The following is a 16,158-nucleotide window of genomic DNA, read 5'->3' as shown; positions in this document are numbered from 1 at the left end:
AAATTGATCTCGAATTACATAATCGGATGTTAGCTAAACTATATTTTCGACATAATTCATACCAATCCTCTATGAATTTAAAATTTCTTGGGAAATTTTTTCTGATTATGTCGAATAGGTATTTTTTACATATTGTAGGTGGACATTGAGGAATGCTATGAGGGAAATGGAGGGGTGTTATGAAACGGTTCATAGTAAGCGTTGGTACAATGTTAGTCGTATTTTTATGTTCAACCATTAATAGTAGCGCAGAAAATAATGAATTTAAAATTGCTTTTATTCGTCATCATGACCTCTGGATTAAAGTTGATGGAAAAGAAAAACAACTTACAAAAGGAGAGTATATAACAGGGCCAAAGTGGTCTCATGATGGAGAGTGGCTGGCATATGTAAAAGGAAAGAAACAAAGTAATCTTGAGTTATATCGGCTAAAAGATGGAAAGAAAGTTACGCCGTTTCACTCAGAAGTATCAAATTATCAATGGTCACCAACAGAAAATATAATTGCATTTATATTTACAGGTACATTACATACCTTCGAGGTAGAAAAAAAGAATGCAGATTTTGAAAATGTATCGGCTGGTGTAGGTGATTATGCATGGTACCCGAATGGAAAGAAGTTTCTTGTATCTTCTGAAGCACACTTACTTCCAACTGGATGGACAGGAGCTCAGCTATATGAAGTACAAAAAGATGCACATATGAATCCTCACAAAATGAAGCATTTGTATGCATTGCCAAATGAACATGATGATTTCCTAGCGTTAGTTGCAAGTGGCTTTCAGTGGTCGCCAGATCAAAAGTGGATTTCATTTTTAGCAGTACCGACAGCTTCATGGTCAGCTGATAGCAATACGCTTTGCTTAGTTCGTGCAGATGGTAGTCGTTTTGAAAAGGTAGATCAAATGTTATTAAACACACAATGGTTCAAATGGGCGCCAGCCAACAATATATTGGCCTATATTGAAGGAAGCGGGAGAGTTGCATTAGAGAATAAACATTTGAAAGTAAAAGAATTGCCAGCACTTCAGCAGAACACATTTACACCGAAAGGATATGTCGATTGGGATTTTACATGGAAGAACGATAACGTAATTATCGTCTCTCGAGCAAAAGAGGGAGGATTTGAAACATTGCCAGAAAAAAGGCCACTACCATCTTTATATGAGGTTGATAGTACAAGCAATGTACAGCATCGAATCACAAAGCCACCTCATAAGCAGGGTGATTATCATCCAATCTTTATGAAGAAGAGCAATCAATTAATATGGATACGTTCAGACCGTAAGAAAGCAGATGTATGGCTTGCTCATAGATATGGAAAGCATGAAATGAAGTGGATTGAAAATATAGATGTACCAGAGTGGTATTATGAGAAATGGAATTGGGGAAATGTTATATCGGTGAAATAACAATAAAAAATCTGCCTAAAAGATAATTTTAAGCAGATTTTTTATTATTATTTATGTGTTTTATTTGGCTTTTTTTTCGCTGGGTTTCCGTTCCCTTGACGTTTTCTATTTTGTTCATCTTTTGCTTGTTTTTCATGCAGTGTATCTAAAAAGTCATTCGAGTTACTCATTTTTCTATCGCTCCTTTCCTTTCATCTTGTCCTAATTACTATAACCATTTAGGAGGATAATCATGAGATAAAAAGTTAAGTGCTTAATTTTCTTCGATAGTATACGTAAAATATGCCATACGTAATAAATAGCATAAATAAAATTTGTAACTCTACATTTTCTTTTAAAATAGTTGCGACAGAAGTTGGTAAGTATGGTGATGTATTACTCGTTTCTATACCTAACCATTTGTTTAAGAGATTAATGGTACAAAACATAAAAACACCGGACCAGCTTGCAATGATTGCCTTTTGCTTAATTTTTGTTTCGCGTTCATCATCTGTAATCCAAGGGTTAGCAGTTTTATCACTGCTAAAAAATCCGTTTATATACCCCCATATAATCATGCCAATTAAGATGGTTAGCCATTTCATATGCATGTTTCTCCTCTCTCTTGTAAAAAGTATTTTACACATATAATTGTAATGTTTTCCAATTTGTTGTGTCAAATATTTTTTACATATCGATGTTTCATATAGCAGGAATAAAGGATGGAATAGGGAAGAAATATGTAAGAGGATTTTATAGTGAGAGGAGGATGGGGATGAAACTCATCTTTGTTCGGCACGGTGAAGGAGAACATACAAAAGATTCGCCATCAAGTTTACAAGTGCCTCATCCACCGTTAACGGATGAGGGAAGGAATCAGGCTAAATTACTTCAATGCAATGTACCCTTGCAAGAAACGGATATATTAATTGCTAGTCCTACAATTAGAACTTTACAAACGGCAACAATATGGAGTGCGAAAGTAGCTTGTCAAAAAATTGTCCACCCATATGTATCCCCACGTATTTTTCCTTATCGAGAAGGATCGACAACATTACCATGTGATCACATAGTAGATCAGGGGGTAATAACAAATTTATTTCCACATTTTTTGATAGAGAAAAGTACAAATAAACAGCTATGGACGGAAGGTATAAATACTATTCCAGAGAATCGTTTTCAGCAAATCGTAGATGAATTTCTTCTTTGGTGTTGTCAGCTAGGCGCTGAAAGAATTTGTATTGTATCTCACGACGGGACAATTACTGCGTATCGGCAATATTTACAAAAAGTCGTTTTAACTAGAGCTGATTTTTTGCAAGAAACGGGTATATATGAAATGGATGTATCCCTTAAAATTTTGATTGAGGAGATCTAATTATAGGATGGTGGGTGTATGTGGAATGTTGCACTAGTAGTTGGCTTTAATTCTGATTTAGAGGCACAATCAATCCGAGCATCACTTGAATACTTTGGGGCGAAAGTTATAACGTACTGGATTGGTAGACCGAAAGAATTCATCGACATTCTTTCTGGAAAGGGTTTATATAACGATATTAATTATGTCGTCTTTTGCTTTCATGGTGAGGAAGGAAAGTTTGTCATGGAAGAGTTAGGTGAAGATATATATGAACAAGATGAACCGAGAGGATACTTTGGTGCAGAAGAAATTTATAAATATGCAAAATTGCATAATACAAATATTGTAAATAGTGGGTGTACGTTAGGGGAACAAAAACTAGCAGAATCTTTCTTACGTAGTGGTGCGAAATCGTATATTGGATCGATAGATTATGTAGATGGAAATGCAGCACTTATGTTTACAATACGCTTATTTTACGGGCTTATTAACCATGAAAAAACGTTAGGAGAGGTTTTTGAAGAAGCACGGTTAATTGATAAAGAGACACATACATTTCGATTATATAAGTAGTGTGAAACACGTTTATTCTATATTCGAATAAACGTGTTTCACATTTAACTCACATTTTTTTTACATTTTCTTCAATGAAAACCATTATCACTTATGGTATGATATGTTCAAGTTTTTACAGGTAATAAAAGTTACTATATAAACGTTAGTTTTTAATGTTTCATACACATGTCATGAATTATTCATAATTAACATTTTAAAAATAAGTAACTAATGTTATTTTATAACTTGTAACTAACTTAATTACAAATTTAGGAGGAATATATGGTTATTCAATTTTTAAGAGAAAACAAAGCAGTTTCTTTTGTGTTAGCGGTAATTCGAGTGTATCTTGGTTACACATGGTTAATGGCTGGAATTGGTAAACTACAAGGAAAAGGATTCGATGCAACGGGTTATTTACAAGGTGCAATTGAAAAATCTAAAGGAGCACAACCGGCTGTTCAATCTTGGTGGGCATCATTTTTACAAGATTTCGCAATTCCAAACGTTGATCTATTTAATACACTTGTAACGTGGGGAGAAATTTTAGTCGGAATTGGTTTAATTGTAGGCTGTTTAACAAAAACAGCGGTCTTTTTCGGTCTTGTAATGAACTTTTCCTATATGTTTAGTGGGTCAATTGGTGTGAATCCTGAAATGGTTATTCTATCAATGTTCGTTCTAGTTTCTGGTATGAATGCTGGTAAATTTGGAATAGATGGTTTCGTTATTCCGAAAGTATTAGGTTCAAAAACTCAAAAACGCCAAAAGCAAGCTGCTTAATATATGAAAACGGGTATCTCAAAATGAGATACCCGTTTATTTTTCAGTTATTATAGGGTTTTTGCCAAAGAAATCTTTCACATACCCTACAAACTCCTGTGGTTCCTGACGAAATGGTGCGTGATAGCCTTTCTCGATAATATGGAAAGTGCTATTTTTTAAGAATTGATGATACGTTTCTCCTTCTTTCCACGAAACGCTACTATCATTTCTTCCCCATATAATTAAGGTCGGTTGTTTTATTTCATTTGCGTTGATTTGAAGACGTCTAGGCCATAATTTCATTTTATTGTAATGCTCTTCATCATTACGTTTAAATTTCACTTTGCTCTCATCATAATCTGCAATGGCAGAAACGGTATTTAAATCAGTCGACAACTGTGGTCTTGGTGATCCTTGTTTATTAACGAGTGTATGAGGACCGCCCGTAGCATCAGTTAAAATAAGGTGGGTAACGGATTCTGGATATAAATATGTTAAATTAAGAGAAATTTCTCCGCCCATTGAGTGGCCCAATATTGCAAACGAATCGTAACCTAGTTTTTTCATTAATTTATAATACAAATTTGCATGAGTTGGGAAAGAATAATAAAAATCCATCGGCTTAGATGAGCGCCCGAATCCTAAAGCATCTACAGAAATAATTGTATGATCTTTTGCTAAGTCTGAGTAAATCTTTTGAAAACCATCTGACGATCCTCCAAATCCATGGATCATAAGTAAAGGTGGTTTTTCATTGCCAATCTTTTTGAAGTAAATGGTTTGACCATCTATTTCTACCATTTTTTCCTCGGTAGCTAGTTTTGCTGTAAGTGTATTTTTAACTTGTTTTACTTGTTCTACTGGCTTTTCTGCTGCACTACATCCTACTAATAGTGTAAGAGTAAGACAACCTACCATAAAATAGCTAAATCGCTTCAATTAGGTGTCCCCTTTCTAACATAACGCTGTATCTATCATAGCAAATAGCATATTACGATTTCCAGGAAGTTGGCTACCATTTTTGATCATAAGAGGTGAAAGGAGCGTTTCTTGGAAATGTTCTGTTTGAAGAAATTTGCGAAATGAAAATTGTGAATGTGGGACATCAATTCTTACTGTGCCATTCCAACATTCACATATGTTTTGTAGTAATTGAATAGCATCTTCTTCTCGTTTGGCGATAAGTGGATTGATACATAATACATTCCCCTTTTGTATGCATAAGGAAAAAGCTTCTATACAGTTATGTCTCTCAATTTTAAAAGAGTGGCTCGTTCTTGGGAATAGTAATGAATAAAGTAAATAACGATCGGCACCAGTTGTACTTTGATCGAGAGAAATAAGCGATATAAGATCTTTTTCTTTTACTTGTTTTGGATGAGTGATATGTGTCTTAGTAGTTTGTTTTTCAAAACGATGAATCGTCGTTACTGTTTGAAATCCGCATGATGTATACAGAGGCTCGCCAGCTTTTGTTGCAATAAGTGCAATTGGTTGTTTTGGGTGAGTGTGTTCTAAGCAGTGATTAAGCAAAATACGCCCGATACCTCGTCTTTGAAAATGAGGATGGACGATTAACATGCCAATAGTAGAAAACCTATCTTTAAAAGGAAATACGCCTCCAGCTGCAATCAGTTTATTTTCATGCATATAACCGACAAGTGTACCGAGAGAAAGGTACATTTCGAATTGTTTTTTCATAAATGCTTTATTTTGTAACCATCCAATAGATTTGCAAAGGTCGAGTAAATCAAAAATAAAAGTTTCATCTAGCTTTATTATTTTCATACATGTTCACCACATTTCTATTAATTTTCATAAAAGTAGATGGAAAATGTTAAATAAGAGATTTACGTTAAATGAAATCCAACTTGTTTATATTTTGATTGTAAAGGTGAAAATGGTTGATATGAAAAGACAAACTTATACAAATTATAACTGATATTTACATAAGTTAACAAAAAATTTACATATAACTAATTTTCTCTTAATAGTCTTCTATTAGATTTGATAGTGGGAAATGAATAACGTAATTAGGGGGACAAGACAGTGAAAAAGTTTGTGAAAAAAGCATGGCCATTTGCAGTTGTGGCATCATTAGCAGTTACTTCGGTAGCAACATGGAATTTTACACGTTCTAGTGAAGTGAGTGCAGATGAGAACGGAAGCAATGCAAAGATTAAAAATGTCATTGTATTAATTGGGGATGGTATGGGCCCTTCATATATGACAGCTCACCGTTATATGAAAGATAATCCAAAAACTTTTGAGATGGAATCTACAGAGTTTGATAAACATCTTGTAGGAACACAAAAGACATATCCAGAAGATGAACATGAAAATATCACAGACTCTGCATCTGCAGCAACAGCTATGTCAGCAGGAATTAAAACATATAATGCGGCAATTGCAGTTGATAATGATAAAGCAGAAGTGAAAACTGTTCTTGAACAAGCGAAAGAAAAGGGGAAATCAACAGGACTAGTTGCTACTTCTGAAATTACACATGCAACACCAGCTGCTTTCGGTGCGCATGACATTAGTCGTAAAAATATGGACGCAATTGCAAATGATTATTTTGATGAGAAAATTAAAGGGAAGCATAAAGTAGATGTTATGCTTGGCGGCGGCGTAAAAAACTTTGTTAGAAAAGATCGCAATCTTACAGAAGAATTTAAGAAATCTGGTTATAGTTACGTAACAGATAGAGATCAATTGTTAAATGATAAAAATGATCAAATTCTTGGTTTATTTGCACCAGGCGGTTTAGATAAAATGATTGACCGCAATGAGAAGACACCTTCATTAGAAGAAATGACAAATGCAGCAATTGAGCGTTTGAACAAAAATAAAAAAGGTTTCTTTTTAATGGTTGAAGGAAGTCAAATTGACTGGGCAGGACACGATAATGATATCGTTGGTGCAATGAGTGAAATGGAAGACTTTGAAAAAGCATTTAAAGCTGCGATTGAGTTTGCGAAAAAAGATAAAAATACGTTAGTTATTGCAACGGCAGACCACGCTACTGGTGGATTATCTTTAGGTGCAAATGGTGAGTATAACTTTAAAGTAGATCCAATTAAAGCTGCAAAACGCACACCAGACTTTATGGCAAATGAGATTGCAAACGGTGCAAATGTAGAAGAAACATTGAAAAAATATATTGATTTACAATTAACACCTGAAGAAATTAAAGCGGTAAATGATATTGCTCCTTCAAAAGATGTAACAAAGATTGATAATGCGATTGAAGATATTTTCAATAAGCGTTCGGTTACAGGATGGACAACAGGTGGACATACAGGAGAAGATGTAAACGTATATGCATTTGGCCCTGGTAAATACTTGTTCTCTGGCGTTCAAGAGAATACAAATATCGCGAAACGTGTCTTTGATATTGTTGGCGGTGGCGACCCGAATAAAGGAAGACGCTAATTATAAACGAAAGTGAGGCGAAATGCCTCACTTTTCTTTTTAGGAGATGGGAAGATGAGAGCTTTTTTCAGGGGGATAGGACTCTTTCTAATAGGTGTATTATTGCTAGTTGGATGTCAATCCAAAGAGAATCAGATAGAACAAAAAGCTACTACAAAAGCTGAAGGAAAGGTACAAATAACGAAAGAAGAAGAGAAATCGATTCAAGATGTTATGGATAAATTTGTAAGGACAACAAATGAAAAAAATCTTGCTGAACATATAGAATTATTTTCAAAGAAGATGCCTAGTGCCGAAGACTTAAAAACGCAAAAAGAAGCAGCTTTTCAAAAGGGAAATAAGAAAATTGAATTGGAACATATAGACATAAAAGCTAGTAAAGCAGGGTATGTTGTTGTTGAAACAAAAGAAAAGGAAATAGATGGAGAAATCACTCTTCAGAAAAAAGTACAGTATGCACTTGGAAAAGAAGAGGATGGCTGGAAAATTGAAGAGGTTCGCACGATAGAGAAGAAATAAAGTGAAATTTTCCGTAAATAGCGCAAAAAGGTTCTCATTGGCGAGAACCTTTTTTTATAGTGGCAACATAATTTGATCTGAGCATGCTTCGATATCATCAATATCTTGGCGAATGGTTGCCATTTTATTATCAAGATCCTCAGCTTTCATTGCGGCATCATGTAGTTCATCTTTTAAATAATCAGGTATTTTCCCTTCATATTTATAATAAAGTTTATGTTCTAAACTTGCCCAAAAGTCCATTGCGAGCGTACGTAACTGAATTTCTGCAAAGACTTCTTTTGTACCAGAATTCAGTGATAAAGGATATTTAATAATCATGTGTAAACTTTTATATCCATTTTGTTTTGGATTAGCGATATAATCTTTTACCTCTATGATTTCCATATCTTCACGCTTTTGAATGACTTCTTTCAAATGATAGATATCTTCTACGAAGCAACATGTAATACGAATGCCAATGATGTCTTGTAAATGCGTTTGCGCATTTTCAACTGTCGGTAATAAATTTTTACGCTCAAGTTTTTTAATAATACTTTCAGGTTGTTTTAATCTTGTTTTTATATGTTCAAACGGGTTGTAATCCTCTAAAAATTGGGCTTCCCGGTTCATAATTTCAAATTTAGTTTTTAACTCTTCTAAAGCAAATGTATATGGTAGTACAAAAGCTTTCCAGTAGTTAACTGTTGATTGATTATATTCCATTTATATACACACCTTTTCCTATTTACAAGTGAGGTTGTTATTATACTAAACACCAAATCATGTAGGCGCAAGCAGCAAATGATGAGATCATAAAACGATATTTAGTTTTCATACTTTCAACTCCTTTCAAATAAAATTTTATATAAATAAACGTGATTGTTAATAAGTTCACTATGTACAGTTTCTATAGTAATAGATTCGTGTGAATTTCGTATGAACTAATTGTTTCAGCTTTTTGTCTTTTTTTGCAAATCATCATTATTCTCGATAATTTAAAGTGTTTTTATTTGATTTATTCATTTGTATAAATTAATGTATATTTGAATTTATAGTTATTAAGGAGGCTATACGGTGAACTTTGAAGAATTAGCAATTGCTAGACGTTCTGCAATGAAATTTGTACAAGGAATAGAAATCCCAGATGAGGACTTTAAAAAAATATTTGAGCTCACAAAGCTTTCTCCATCTTGTTACAATTTGCAACATACACATTATGTTGTAATTCGTGATCAAGAGCGCAAAGAAAGATTAAAAGAGTTAGCCTTCGGACAATATAAAGTATCGAGTGCATCTGCGGTAATACTTGTTTGTGGTGACAAGAGAGCATACCAAAATGTCGAAAATATTTATTTCGGTATGAAGGTTTTAGAGATGATTGATGAATGTGAGTATGAAGATACAATTAAGCAAACGAAAGGGTTATATGAAGGAAAAGGAGAACGCTTCATGGAAGAGGAAGCGATTAGAAATGCTTCGCTAAGTGCGATGACTTTTATGTACGCAGCTAAGTATTATGGATATGATACGTGTCCAATGATCGGTTTTGATGAGAAAGCAGTACAAGGTGAATTGAATATGCCAGAGCATGTAGTACCTGTTTTAATGATTACGATAGGAAAAAGTGATACTACTAAAATTCGCCCACGAGGATATAGAAAACCAATTAGTGAGTTTGTTACATATGAGACATTTTAATACAAGGTATAGATTACTTAAATAAAAGGGTTCTATTTAGATCCCTTTTATTTTGCAATTGACAAATAGAATGAAGTTATATAATGTATAAATCGTAATCATTACGATTTAGTTTGCGATCTTTAAAAGAAAGGAGAATTACATATGCGTGTAAATATTACACTAGCTTGTACGGAGTGCGGTGATCGTAATTATATTTCTAAAAAAAATAAACGAAACAATCCAGAGCGCATCGAACTAAAAAAATATTGTCCACGATTAAAGCGAGTAACGTTACATCGTGAAACGAAGTAGAAGACTAGAGATATCTCTAGTCTTTTTTGTTTATTATCCTTTGGTTTTGTTTATTATCCTTTGGTTTTGTTTATTATCCTTTGGTTTTGTTTATTATCCTTTGGTTTTGTTTGTTATAATTACCTTAAATTGTAACAAGGGGGCGGTATGATGAATCAAAAAGATATAGAAAGAAAAGAGCAAGTGGCTCATATGATCAACATTCCAGATGATTATAGACTTGTTGTAGACGATCAAGAAGGCGTAGATGACCCGTATCATCTATTATGGTGGGAGCATAAAGAGGATGAAGAGAGAACGATACAAATTACGCTGAATAGACATACTGGTAATTTAATTGAATTTAGTATAGATGATGAAAATTCTTTTTCGGACGATAAGGAAGCTCTAGAGGAAAATCAAGCGAGAGAGATTGCAAATATATTTTTAACAAAATATACAAAAGAAGGATATGAATTTTATACATATGTAACTGTTAAGTACGACAGGCGTGGTTGGAAAGAAGTAAATTATATGCAAGAAGTGAATGGCTATCCATTGCCGAATACGGGGTGTGTTGTGCTAGTACATCCATTAGGTGATGTGATGCATTTTCATTATAATGGACAAAAAGCTATCGAGAAAAAACCGTTATGGCCAAGTGATATTGTTGAGGAGAACGTCGTCTTAGAAAATTTGAAGGCTAGACAAGATATGAGACTTGCATTTGTAGATTTAACACACTCCTCATGTGAGTATGAAAATGGAGAAGAAGTAAAAGGGTACCATCTTGTATATGAACCAGATCCTAGCCATGCGTTTATTAAAGCAAGTACAGGCAAAGATTTGTTTGGGCCAGATCACTATAGAATAGCTTCTACAGTACCGGTTGTTAAAGCGATAAAAAACAGTGAAAGAAAAGATGTGCTCGATTTATTAGATTGGGATAAAGAAAAATTTATAAAAGTAGATGAAAAAGAGGATAGGTATGAAATTCAGATGAGATTTGTACTGGAGAAAGAATTACAAAAAGAAAGAAAAGAGAAAGATGCATATTCAATGGAGGAATTCTATAAAAAGTATTCCCCGATATTGAAACATGATAACTTCGTTGTAATTACTTTAGATAAAGAAACAAATCAATTACTTTCCTGTTTAATGTGGAAGGATGAGCGAGAAAGGAAAACGCTCTTATCTAGAGACCAATGTTTAGACAAAGCACTTCAATTTTTGGAGCATATTATTCCGGATGCAACCAATTATGTTCAACTTTGGGATAATTATGAAAAGGAAGATGGAATTGAGAGATTTTCCTTTTCAATATATGTAAATGACATTCAAGTAGAGGGAAAATATATTATGATTAATATTAATACAGAGAATGGTGCTGTGATGCACTACTCTGGAGAGTCTAGCAATTTTATAAAAGAATTGCTCACATACGAAACAACACCAAAAGTAACAAAGGAAAAAGCGTTAGAAATATACAGAGGGGCCATGCGAGTTCATTTAGAATGGTTTTTAGAAAATGAGGTAGAGGAAACAATTTACGAACTATTGTATAAACAAACAACGGATGAAAATCATAAAGAATCCTTCGACTGTAGTCGAGAAATTCGTTATATTGATGCGCATACTGGGGAGAAAATTTGGAGTAAATAAACTTTTAAATAGGGAAAAAGGTCTTCGAGAGAAGACCTTTTTTAGAAAGAACGATTATTCTTCGTATGTATCAATTTTATATAACCACTTCTGTACACTAGCAGGCGGTCCTTCTGTTCTCCACTTTATTGTACACATTCCACAAGAACAGTGAACTTTTCCTTTTGCAAAAATACCGGCAATTTCAGGAGTATATCCCCATGTGTGTTTTGCAATATTCATTTTTCGACGCATTGTACGTTGACGTTGGTGTCTTGTATAAGCACGTGTTCTTTCAAATTTCATATTTGTAATCCCTCCTTGTAGTACAAGTAGCTTGCAAGAGCGTACAAGGAGTTCATCTCTTACAAGCTACTCAGGTACAAGAGGGAAATGAAATATTTCATATTCCACTCTCCAATCTTTTGTTTAAGTATACGTAGTGAAGCTTTATGAGACAATTATTATGCTTAAAAACATACGGGAATGATATCGTACAGACACAAACAACCTCATGCCCACATACACTTAGTAAAGACCACTATTTTGGCGGAGGTGAAAGGTTTGAGTCTATTCGCCGCAATTGGATATATGGTTCGAGAAGTGTTTGTTTTTGTTTCTTATGTGAAGAACAATGCGTTTCCGCAGCCATTATCATCAGACGATGAGAGAAAGTACTTAGAGTTAATGGAGCAAGGTGATGCTCAAGCGAGGAATCTGTTAATTGAACATAATTTACGGCTTGTAGCTCATATCGTTAAAAAATTTGAAAATACAGGGGAAGATGCAGAAGATTTAATTTCAATTGGTACAATCGGGCTCATTAAAGCAATCGAGAGCTATTCGGCAGGAAAAGGAACGAAACTTGCGACGTACGCAGCACGCTGTATTGAAAATGAAATTTTGATGCATTTACGTGTATTAAAGAAAACGAAAAAGGACGTTTCACTTCATGATCCAATCGGGCAAGATAAAGAGGGGAATGAAATATCGCTTATTGATATATTAAAATCAGAGTCTGAAGATGTAATTGATATGATCCAGCTTAGTATGGAGTTAGAAAAGATTAAAGAGTATATCGATATTTTAGACGAACGAGAGAAAGAAGTAATCGTGAAGCGTTTTGGACTGGGGCTTGATAAGGAGAAGACGCAACGAGAGATTGCGAAGGCACTTGGTATTTCCAGAAGCTACGTATCAAGAATTGAAAAGCGCGCTTTAATGAAAATGTTCCATGAATTTGTAAGAGCAGAGAAAGAGAAAAAAGCAAAAGAATAATGTACATTACAAGCAGCTGTATTTTAAAATGGGCTGCTTTTCTTTTTGGAAATAAGGAAAGAAAAAGAGTTGTGTTCAGAAGAAATCCATGTTCACTGTTGAAAATGACGGATTCTATCTGTAATATTAGAAGGTGCTAAACAATTTAAGAATGATACCGTACTTAGTTTTCTGCATGTATAATATGGCGGTTCTATATGATATGTGGGAATAAGAACTAATTTTACATATGATATAGAAGGAAAAGAAGGGGAAGCTAAAGTTATAGACTGATTAGGAGGTTCCGCAATTTGCGACGTACATTATATCGACTTATGATCGAACTTACAAATGGTCGTTTTACTTCTTATATATTACGTAAATTTGCACAATCTCGTTTGAGCTCTATCATTATTCCATCGTATGCGAAAGTATTTCAAATTAATCAAGATGAGATGGAAAAGGGTTTGAAGGAATATAGAACATTGCATGAATTATTTACACGTAAGCTAAAAGAAGGAAAGCGTAGTATTGATACAAATGCATCGAGTATCGTTAGTCCTGTTGATGGTGTTTTTGCTGATCACGGTCCTATTGAGGACACAAAAACATTTGATATTAAAGGCAAGCGTTATTCGATTGTGGATATGCTAGGTAATGAAGAACGTGCACAGCGATATGCAGGTGGTACATATATGGTTATTTATTTAAGCCCAAGTCATTATCATCGTATTCATAGTCCGCTTTCTGGTGCTGTGATTGAAAGATTTGTACTCGGTAGAAAATCATATCCGGTAAATGCAGCTGGTATGGAATACGGGAAAGAACCATTGTCAAAAAACTATCGCTCCGTTACAGAAGTGAATAGTGACGGTGAACATATGGCGCTTGTAAAAGTAGGAGCTATGTTTGTAAATAGTATTGAGCTGCTGCATGAAAGAGACACTGTTCAAAAAGGTGAAGAAATGGCATACTTTACATTCGGTTCAACAGTTGTGTTATTGTTTGAAAAAGATATGATAGAAGTAGTGCAAGAATTGAAGAGTGGACAAGAGCTTCGCCTTGGTGAAAAGATTGCTACTCGATTGGCTCATAAGTAAAAAAGATTTTATAACTGTAAGTAAGATTTATGGACAAAGATGCGTAATGATGAAATTCCCTAGATGGGAGTACTTGTTTATTCGAGAGCCATCGCAGGATGGCTCTTTTTACAAGTTAGTTACTTAAAATTTCACTTTATATGTAATCAAGACGATTTGACGAGCTTGTCCTCTAATGAGCGTCTAATAATTTCTTGTTTTATAAGTAAAATGAAGTCGGGATTTAATTTTAGTTCTTTTGCTTTATAATAAGACTCAGTGAGTAACTCAGTAGATAACTGTTCCATATGTTTTGTTTTCAAGGTGAGTCACCTCCTAATAATATAAGGATTGATTCGTTGTTGCATTTAATGTACCAAAAAAATATGACAGTCACAAACGGGTGGTTATCCACATACCTAGGTGGATAAAATGTGTATAGATTGTTAGTAAATTCCAAATTAACCGAAAAATTAATGTGGAAAATGTGTACAATTTTATCCACAGGCCATATATCGAAATATGTTGTCGAAAAATTTTTATGAAAACTCCTCAAAGAGGTGAAAGAAATTGAAACTATTTTTACCAAATGAATATGTGAAAAATGTATATCATGTTCAACCAGAAGATTTGAAGAAACGTGGAATTAAAGGTGTTATTACTGATTTAGATAACACTTTAATTGAATGGGATCGTCCAAATGCAACGCCACAACTTGAAGAATGGTTTTTGAAAATGAAAGAGCAAGGCATTCAAGTAACGGTCGTTTCAAATAATAATGAGCAACGAGTGAAAGATTTTGCTGATCCATTAGGCATTCCATTTATTCATAGTGCGCGTAAGCCATTTGTTCGTGCGTTTAAGCGTGCGATACGAGAGATGCAGTTGCAACCAGATGAAGTTGTAGTAATTGGGGATCAGTTACTGACAGATGTGCTAGGTGGAAACCGAGTTGGACTGCATACAATTTTAGTTGTACCAGTAGCACAAACAGACGGATTAGTAACGCGCTTTAATCGAAAAATTGAACGAAGAATTATGAGAAACATGAAGAAAAAAGGTTTAATTAACTGGGAGGAATAAAGTTTGACTGAAACAATTAAATGTATTGGTTGCGGTGTAGAAATTCAAACAGAAGATAAAAATGAAGTGGGATATGCTCCTGCCTCATCTTTAGAAAAAGAACAAGTCATTTGTCAACGCTGTTTTCGATTGAAACATTATAACGAAATTCAAGATGTCTCATTAACAGATGATGATTTCCTACGTATTCTAAACGGTATTGGAAAATCGGATGCGTTAGTAGTTAAAATTGTAGATATTTTCGACTTTAATGGTAGCTGGTTACCTGGCTTACATCGTTTCGTGGGAAATAATAAAGTATTACTTGTTGGGAATAAAGCGGATTTAATTCCTAAGTCAGTAAAACATGATAAAGTAAAGCATTGGATGCGCTATAGTGCAAAGCAGCTAGGATTAAAGCCAGAAGATGTCTTTTTAATTAGTGCAGCGAAAGGACAAGGGATTGCTGAGCTGGCAGATGCGATTGAGTATTACCGCGGCGGAAAAGATGTTTACGTTGTTGGATGTACAAATGTAGGGAAATCAACATTCATTAATCGTATGATTAAAGAATTTAGTGATGAGACTGAAAATGTAATTACAACATCTCATTTCCCAGGAACAACGCTTGATTTAATTGATATCCCGTTAGACGAAGAATCTTCTTTATATGATACGCCAGGTATTATTAACCACCATCAAATGGCTCATTATGTTGGAAAACAAAGCTTAAAGCTTATTACACCAACAAAAGAAATTAAGCCAATGGTATTCCAATTAAATGAAGAACAAACATTGTTCTTTAGCGGATTGGCACGTTTTGATTACGTAAGTGGCGGTCGTCGCGCATTTACTTGTCACTTCTCAAATCGTTTAACAATCCATCGTACAAAGCTTGAGAAAGCAGATGAATTGTATAAAAATCATGCAGGGGATTTACTAAGCCCGCCAACACCAGAAGAATTAGAAAATATGCCAGAGTTAGTGAAATACGAGTTTAATATTCGTGAACCAAAAACGGATGTTGTATTCTCTGGATTAGGATGGGTTACTGTGAACGAACCGGGAGCAAAAATTGTTGCACACGTACCAAAAGGAGTAAGTGTTTCATTGCGTAAATCTTTAATTTAATATGGAGAGG

Annotated in this window: 20 protein-coding genes; 13 read left to right on the top strand and 7 right to left on the bottom strand. The window is 34.4% G+C overall.

Going from position 1 to position 16,158, the window contains the following annotated elements:
* Positions 1-179 precede the first annotated feature (179 nt).
* A complete protein-coding gene (locus tag PDQ40_RS12645; RefSeq protein WP_046197807.1) occupies positions 180-1,412 on the top strand; it encodes an eIF2A-related protein in 1,233 nt (410 codons plus the stop codon).
* A 47-nt stretch (positions 1,413-1,459) separates the two neighbouring features.
* Here the strand turns inward: PDQ40_RS12645 and PDQ40_RS12640 are convergent, their stop codons facing one another.
* Together PDQ40_RS12640 and PDQ40_RS12635 are read right to left on the bottom strand one after the other, a co-directional pair.
* Entirely contained in the window at positions 1,460-1,582 is a 123-nt protein-coding gene (locus PDQ40_RS12640; protein WP_000071861.1) for a DUF4023 domain-containing protein, read from the bottom strand.
* 75 nt (positions 1,583-1,657) lie between these two features.
* Positions 1,658-1,996, bottom strand: a complete 339-nt coding sequence (locus PDQ40_RS12635) for a phosphoglycerate mutase (RefSeq protein ID WP_270691444.1) — start codon at positions 1,994-1,996, stop codon at positions 1,658-1,660.
* Between the two features lie 170 nt (positions 1,997-2,166).
* On the opposite strand from PDQ40_RS12635, the gene PDQ40_RS12630 reads away from it, so the two are divergent.
* The 3 genes from PDQ40_RS12630 to PDQ40_RS12620 all read left to right on the top strand — a co-directional run bounded on the left by PDQ40_RS12630 (position 2,167) and on the right by PDQ40_RS12620 (position 4,089).
* Positions 2,167-2,769: a histidine phosphatase family protein gene (locus PDQ40_RS12630; RefSeq protein ID WP_270691443.1), complete on the top strand. Its 603-nt coding sequence runs from the start codon at positions 2,167-2,169 to the stop codon at positions 2,767-2,769.
* 18 nt (positions 2,770-2,787) lie between these two features.
* Positions 2,788-3,324 (top strand): hypothetical protein, encoded by a 537-nt coding sequence (locus PDQ40_RS12625; RefSeq protein ID WP_000267385.1) that lies wholly within the window; start codon positions 2,788-2,790, stop codon positions 3,322-3,324.
* 264 nt (positions 3,325-3,588) lie between these two features.
* Positions 3,589-4,089, top strand: coding sequence for a DoxX family protein (locus tag PDQ40_RS12620; RefSeq protein WP_000236600.1), 501 nt, complete (start codon positions 3,589-3,591; stop codon positions 4,087-4,089).
* Between the two features lie 36 nt (positions 4,090-4,125).
* Here PDQ40_RS12620 and PDQ40_RS12615 read toward each other — a convergent pair whose 3' ends face one another.
* Together PDQ40_RS12615 and PDQ40_RS12610 are read right to left on the bottom strand one after the other, a co-directional pair.
* Positions 4,126-5,010 (bottom strand): alpha/beta fold hydrolase, encoded by an 885-nt coding sequence (locus tag PDQ40_RS12615; RefSeq protein WP_000819828.1) that lies wholly within the window; start codon positions 5,008-5,010, stop codon positions 4,126-4,128.
* Positions 5,011-5,025: 15 nt separating this feature from the next.
* Positions 5,026-5,859 (bottom strand): GNAT family N-acetyltransferase, encoded by an 834-nt coding sequence (locus tag PDQ40_RS12610; RefSeq protein ID WP_000691518.1) that lies wholly within the window; start codon positions 5,857-5,859, stop codon positions 5,026-5,028.
* A gap of 261 nt (positions 5,860-6,120) precedes the next feature.
* Here PDQ40_RS12610 and PDQ40_RS12605 point away from each other — a divergent pair, with 261 nt between their 5' ends.
* Together PDQ40_RS12605 and PDQ40_RS12600 are read left to right on the top strand one after the other, a co-directional pair.
* Positions 6,121-7,506 carry an alkaline phosphatase gene (locus PDQ40_RS12605; RefSeq protein WP_000714927.1) on the top strand — a complete coding sequence of 462 codons (1,386 nt, stop codon included), beginning with the start codon at positions 6,121-6,123 and terminating at the stop codon, positions 7,504-7,506.
* Between the two features lie 54 nt (positions 7,507-7,560).
* Positions 7,561-8,025 (top strand): hypothetical protein, encoded by a 465-nt coding sequence (locus tag PDQ40_RS12600; protein WP_001201009.1) that lies wholly within the window; start codon positions 7,561-7,563, stop codon positions 8,023-8,025.
* Between the two features lie 54 nt (positions 8,026-8,079).
* On the opposite strand, the gene PDQ40_RS12595 is transcribed toward PDQ40_RS12600, so the two are convergent.
* On the bottom strand, positions 8,080-8,730 hold the full coding sequence (locus PDQ40_RS12595) for a GTP pyrophosphokinase (protein WP_000456216.1): 651 nt from the start codon (positions 8,728-8,730) through the stop codon (positions 8,080-8,082).
* A 351-nt stretch (positions 8,731-9,081) separates the two neighbouring features.
* On the opposite strand from PDQ40_RS12595, the gene PDQ40_RS12590 reads away from it, so the two are divergent.
* The 3 genes from PDQ40_RS12590 (at position 9,082) to PDQ40_RS12580 (ending at position 11,640) form a co-directional block, all read left to right on the top strand.
* Entirely contained in the window at positions 9,082-9,705 is a 624-nt protein-coding gene (locus PDQ40_RS12590) for a nitroreductase family protein (protein WP_270691441.1), read from the top strand.
* 144 nt (positions 9,706-9,849) lie between these two features.
* Entirely contained in the window at positions 9,850-9,999 is a 150-nt protein-coding gene (gene rpmG / locus PDQ40_RS12585) for a 50S ribosomal protein L33 (protein WP_001265617.1), read from the top strand.
* Between the two features lie 147 nt (positions 10,000-10,146).
* Positions 10,147-11,640: a YcdB/YcdC domain-containing protein gene (locus PDQ40_RS12580; RefSeq protein ID WP_080492478.1), complete on the top strand. Its 1,494-nt coding sequence runs from the start codon at positions 10,147-10,149 to the stop codon at positions 11,638-11,640.
* A 54-nt stretch (positions 11,641-11,694) separates the two neighbouring features.
* Here PDQ40_RS12580 and PDQ40_RS12575 read toward each other — a convergent pair whose 3' ends face one another.
* Positions 11,695-11,925: a hypothetical protein gene (locus PDQ40_RS12575; RefSeq protein ID WP_000667454.1), complete on the bottom strand. Its 231-nt coding sequence runs from the start codon at positions 11,923-11,925 to the stop codon at positions 11,695-11,697.
* Positions 11,926-12,183: 258 nt separating this feature from the next.
* On the opposite strand from PDQ40_RS12575, the gene sigK reads away from it, so the two are divergent.
* Both sigK and PDQ40_RS12565 read left to right on the top strand, forming a co-directional pair.
* Positions 12,184-12,897: an RNA polymerase sporulation sigma factor SigK gene (sigK, locus tag PDQ40_RS12570; protein WP_000051382.1), complete on the top strand. Its 714-nt coding sequence runs from the start codon at positions 12,184-12,186 to the stop codon at positions 12,895-12,897.
* Positions 12,898-13,187: 290 nt separating this feature from the next.
* Positions 13,188-13,976 (top strand): phosphatidylserine decarboxylase, encoded by a 789-nt coding sequence (locus PDQ40_RS12565; protein WP_073541148.1) that lies wholly within the window; start codon positions 13,188-13,190, stop codon positions 13,974-13,976.
* A gap of 146 nt (positions 13,977-14,122) precedes the next feature.
* On the opposite strand, the gene PDQ40_RS12560 is transcribed toward PDQ40_RS12565, so the two are convergent.
* Positions 14,123-14,278, bottom strand: coding sequence for a sporulation histidine kinase inhibitor Sda (locus PDQ40_RS12560; protein WP_000850094.1), 156 nt, complete (start codon positions 14,276-14,278; stop codon positions 14,123-14,125).
* Between the two features lie 247 nt (positions 14,279-14,525).
* On the opposite strand from PDQ40_RS12560, the gene PDQ40_RS12555 reads away from it, so the two are divergent.
* Positions 14,526-15,038 carry a YqeG family HAD IIIA-type phosphatase gene (locus PDQ40_RS12555; RefSeq protein ID WP_000765311.1) on the top strand — a complete coding sequence of 171 codons (513 nt, stop codon included), beginning with the start codon at positions 14,526-14,528 and terminating at the stop codon, positions 15,036-15,038.
* A 3-nt stretch (positions 15,039-15,041) separates the two neighbouring features.
* Positions 15,042-16,148, top strand: a complete 1,107-nt coding sequence (gene yqeH, locus PDQ40_RS12550; protein ID WP_000140795.1) for a ribosome biogenesis GTPase YqeH — start codon at positions 15,042-15,044, stop codon at positions 16,146-16,148.
* The last annotated feature ends 10 nt before the right edge of the window (positions 16,149-16,158 follow it).

The sequence above is a fragment of the Bacillus cereus group sp. Bc061 genome, assembly GCF_027715825.1.
In the GTDB taxonomy this organism is placed as follows: Bacteria; Bacillota; Bacilli; order Bacillales; family Bacillaceae_G; genus Bacillus_A; species Bacillus_A paranthracis.
The sequence above is the reverse complement of the archived record's forward strand: the minus strand, read 5'-3'. Positions and strand labels throughout refer to the sequence as shown.

What these genes read in the sequence shown, in the direction of transcription:
- PDQ40_RS12645 (WP_046197807.1), top strand. Translation starts at nt 180, where the DNA reads ATGAAACGGTTCATAGTAAGCGTTGGTACAATGTTAGTCGTATTTTTA.
- PDQ40_RS12640 (WP_000071861.1), bottom strand. Translation starts at nt 1,582, where the DNA reads ATGAGTAACTCGAATGACTTTTTAGATACACTGCATGAAAAACAAGCA.
- PDQ40_RS12635 (WP_270691444.1), bottom strand. Translation starts at nt 1,996, where the DNA reads ATGAAATGGCTAACCATCTTAATTGGCATGATTATATGGGGGTATATA.
- PDQ40_RS12630 (WP_270691443.1), top strand. Translation starts at nt 2,167, where the DNA reads ATGAAACTCATCTTTGTTCGGCACGGTGAAGGAGAACATACAAAAGAT.
- PDQ40_RS12625 (WP_000267385.1), top strand. Translation starts at nt 2,788, where the DNA reads ATGTGGAATGTTGCACTAGTAGTTGGCTTTAATTCTGATTTAGAGGCA.
- PDQ40_RS12620 (WP_000236600.1), top strand. Translation starts at nt 3,589, where the DNA reads ATGGTTATTCAATTTTTAAGAGAAAACAAAGCAGTTTCTTTTGTGTTA.
- PDQ40_RS12610 (WP_000691518.1), bottom strand. Translation starts at nt 5,859, where the DNA reads ATGAAAATAATAAAGCTAGATGAAACTTTTATTTTTGATTTACTCGAC.
- PDQ40_RS12600 (WP_001201009.1), top strand. Translation starts at nt 7,561, where the DNA reads ATGAGAGCTTTTTTCAGGGGGATAGGACTCTTTCTAATAGGTGTATTA.
- PDQ40_RS12595 (WP_000456216.1), bottom strand. Translation starts at nt 8,730, where the DNA reads ATGGAATATAATCAATCAACAGTTAACTACTGGAAAGCTTTTGTACTA.
- rpmG (WP_001265617.1), top strand. Translation starts at nt 9,850, where the DNA reads ATGCGTGTAAATATTACACTAGCTTGTACGGAGTGCGGTGATCGTAAT.
- PDQ40_RS12580 (WP_080492478.1), top strand. Translation starts at nt 10,147, where the DNA reads ATGATGAATCAAAAAGATATAGAAAGAAAAGAGCAAGTGGCTCATATG.
- PDQ40_RS12575 (WP_000667454.1), bottom strand. Translation starts at nt 11,925, where the DNA reads ATGAAATTTGAAAGAACACGTGCTTATACAAGACACCAACGTCAACGT.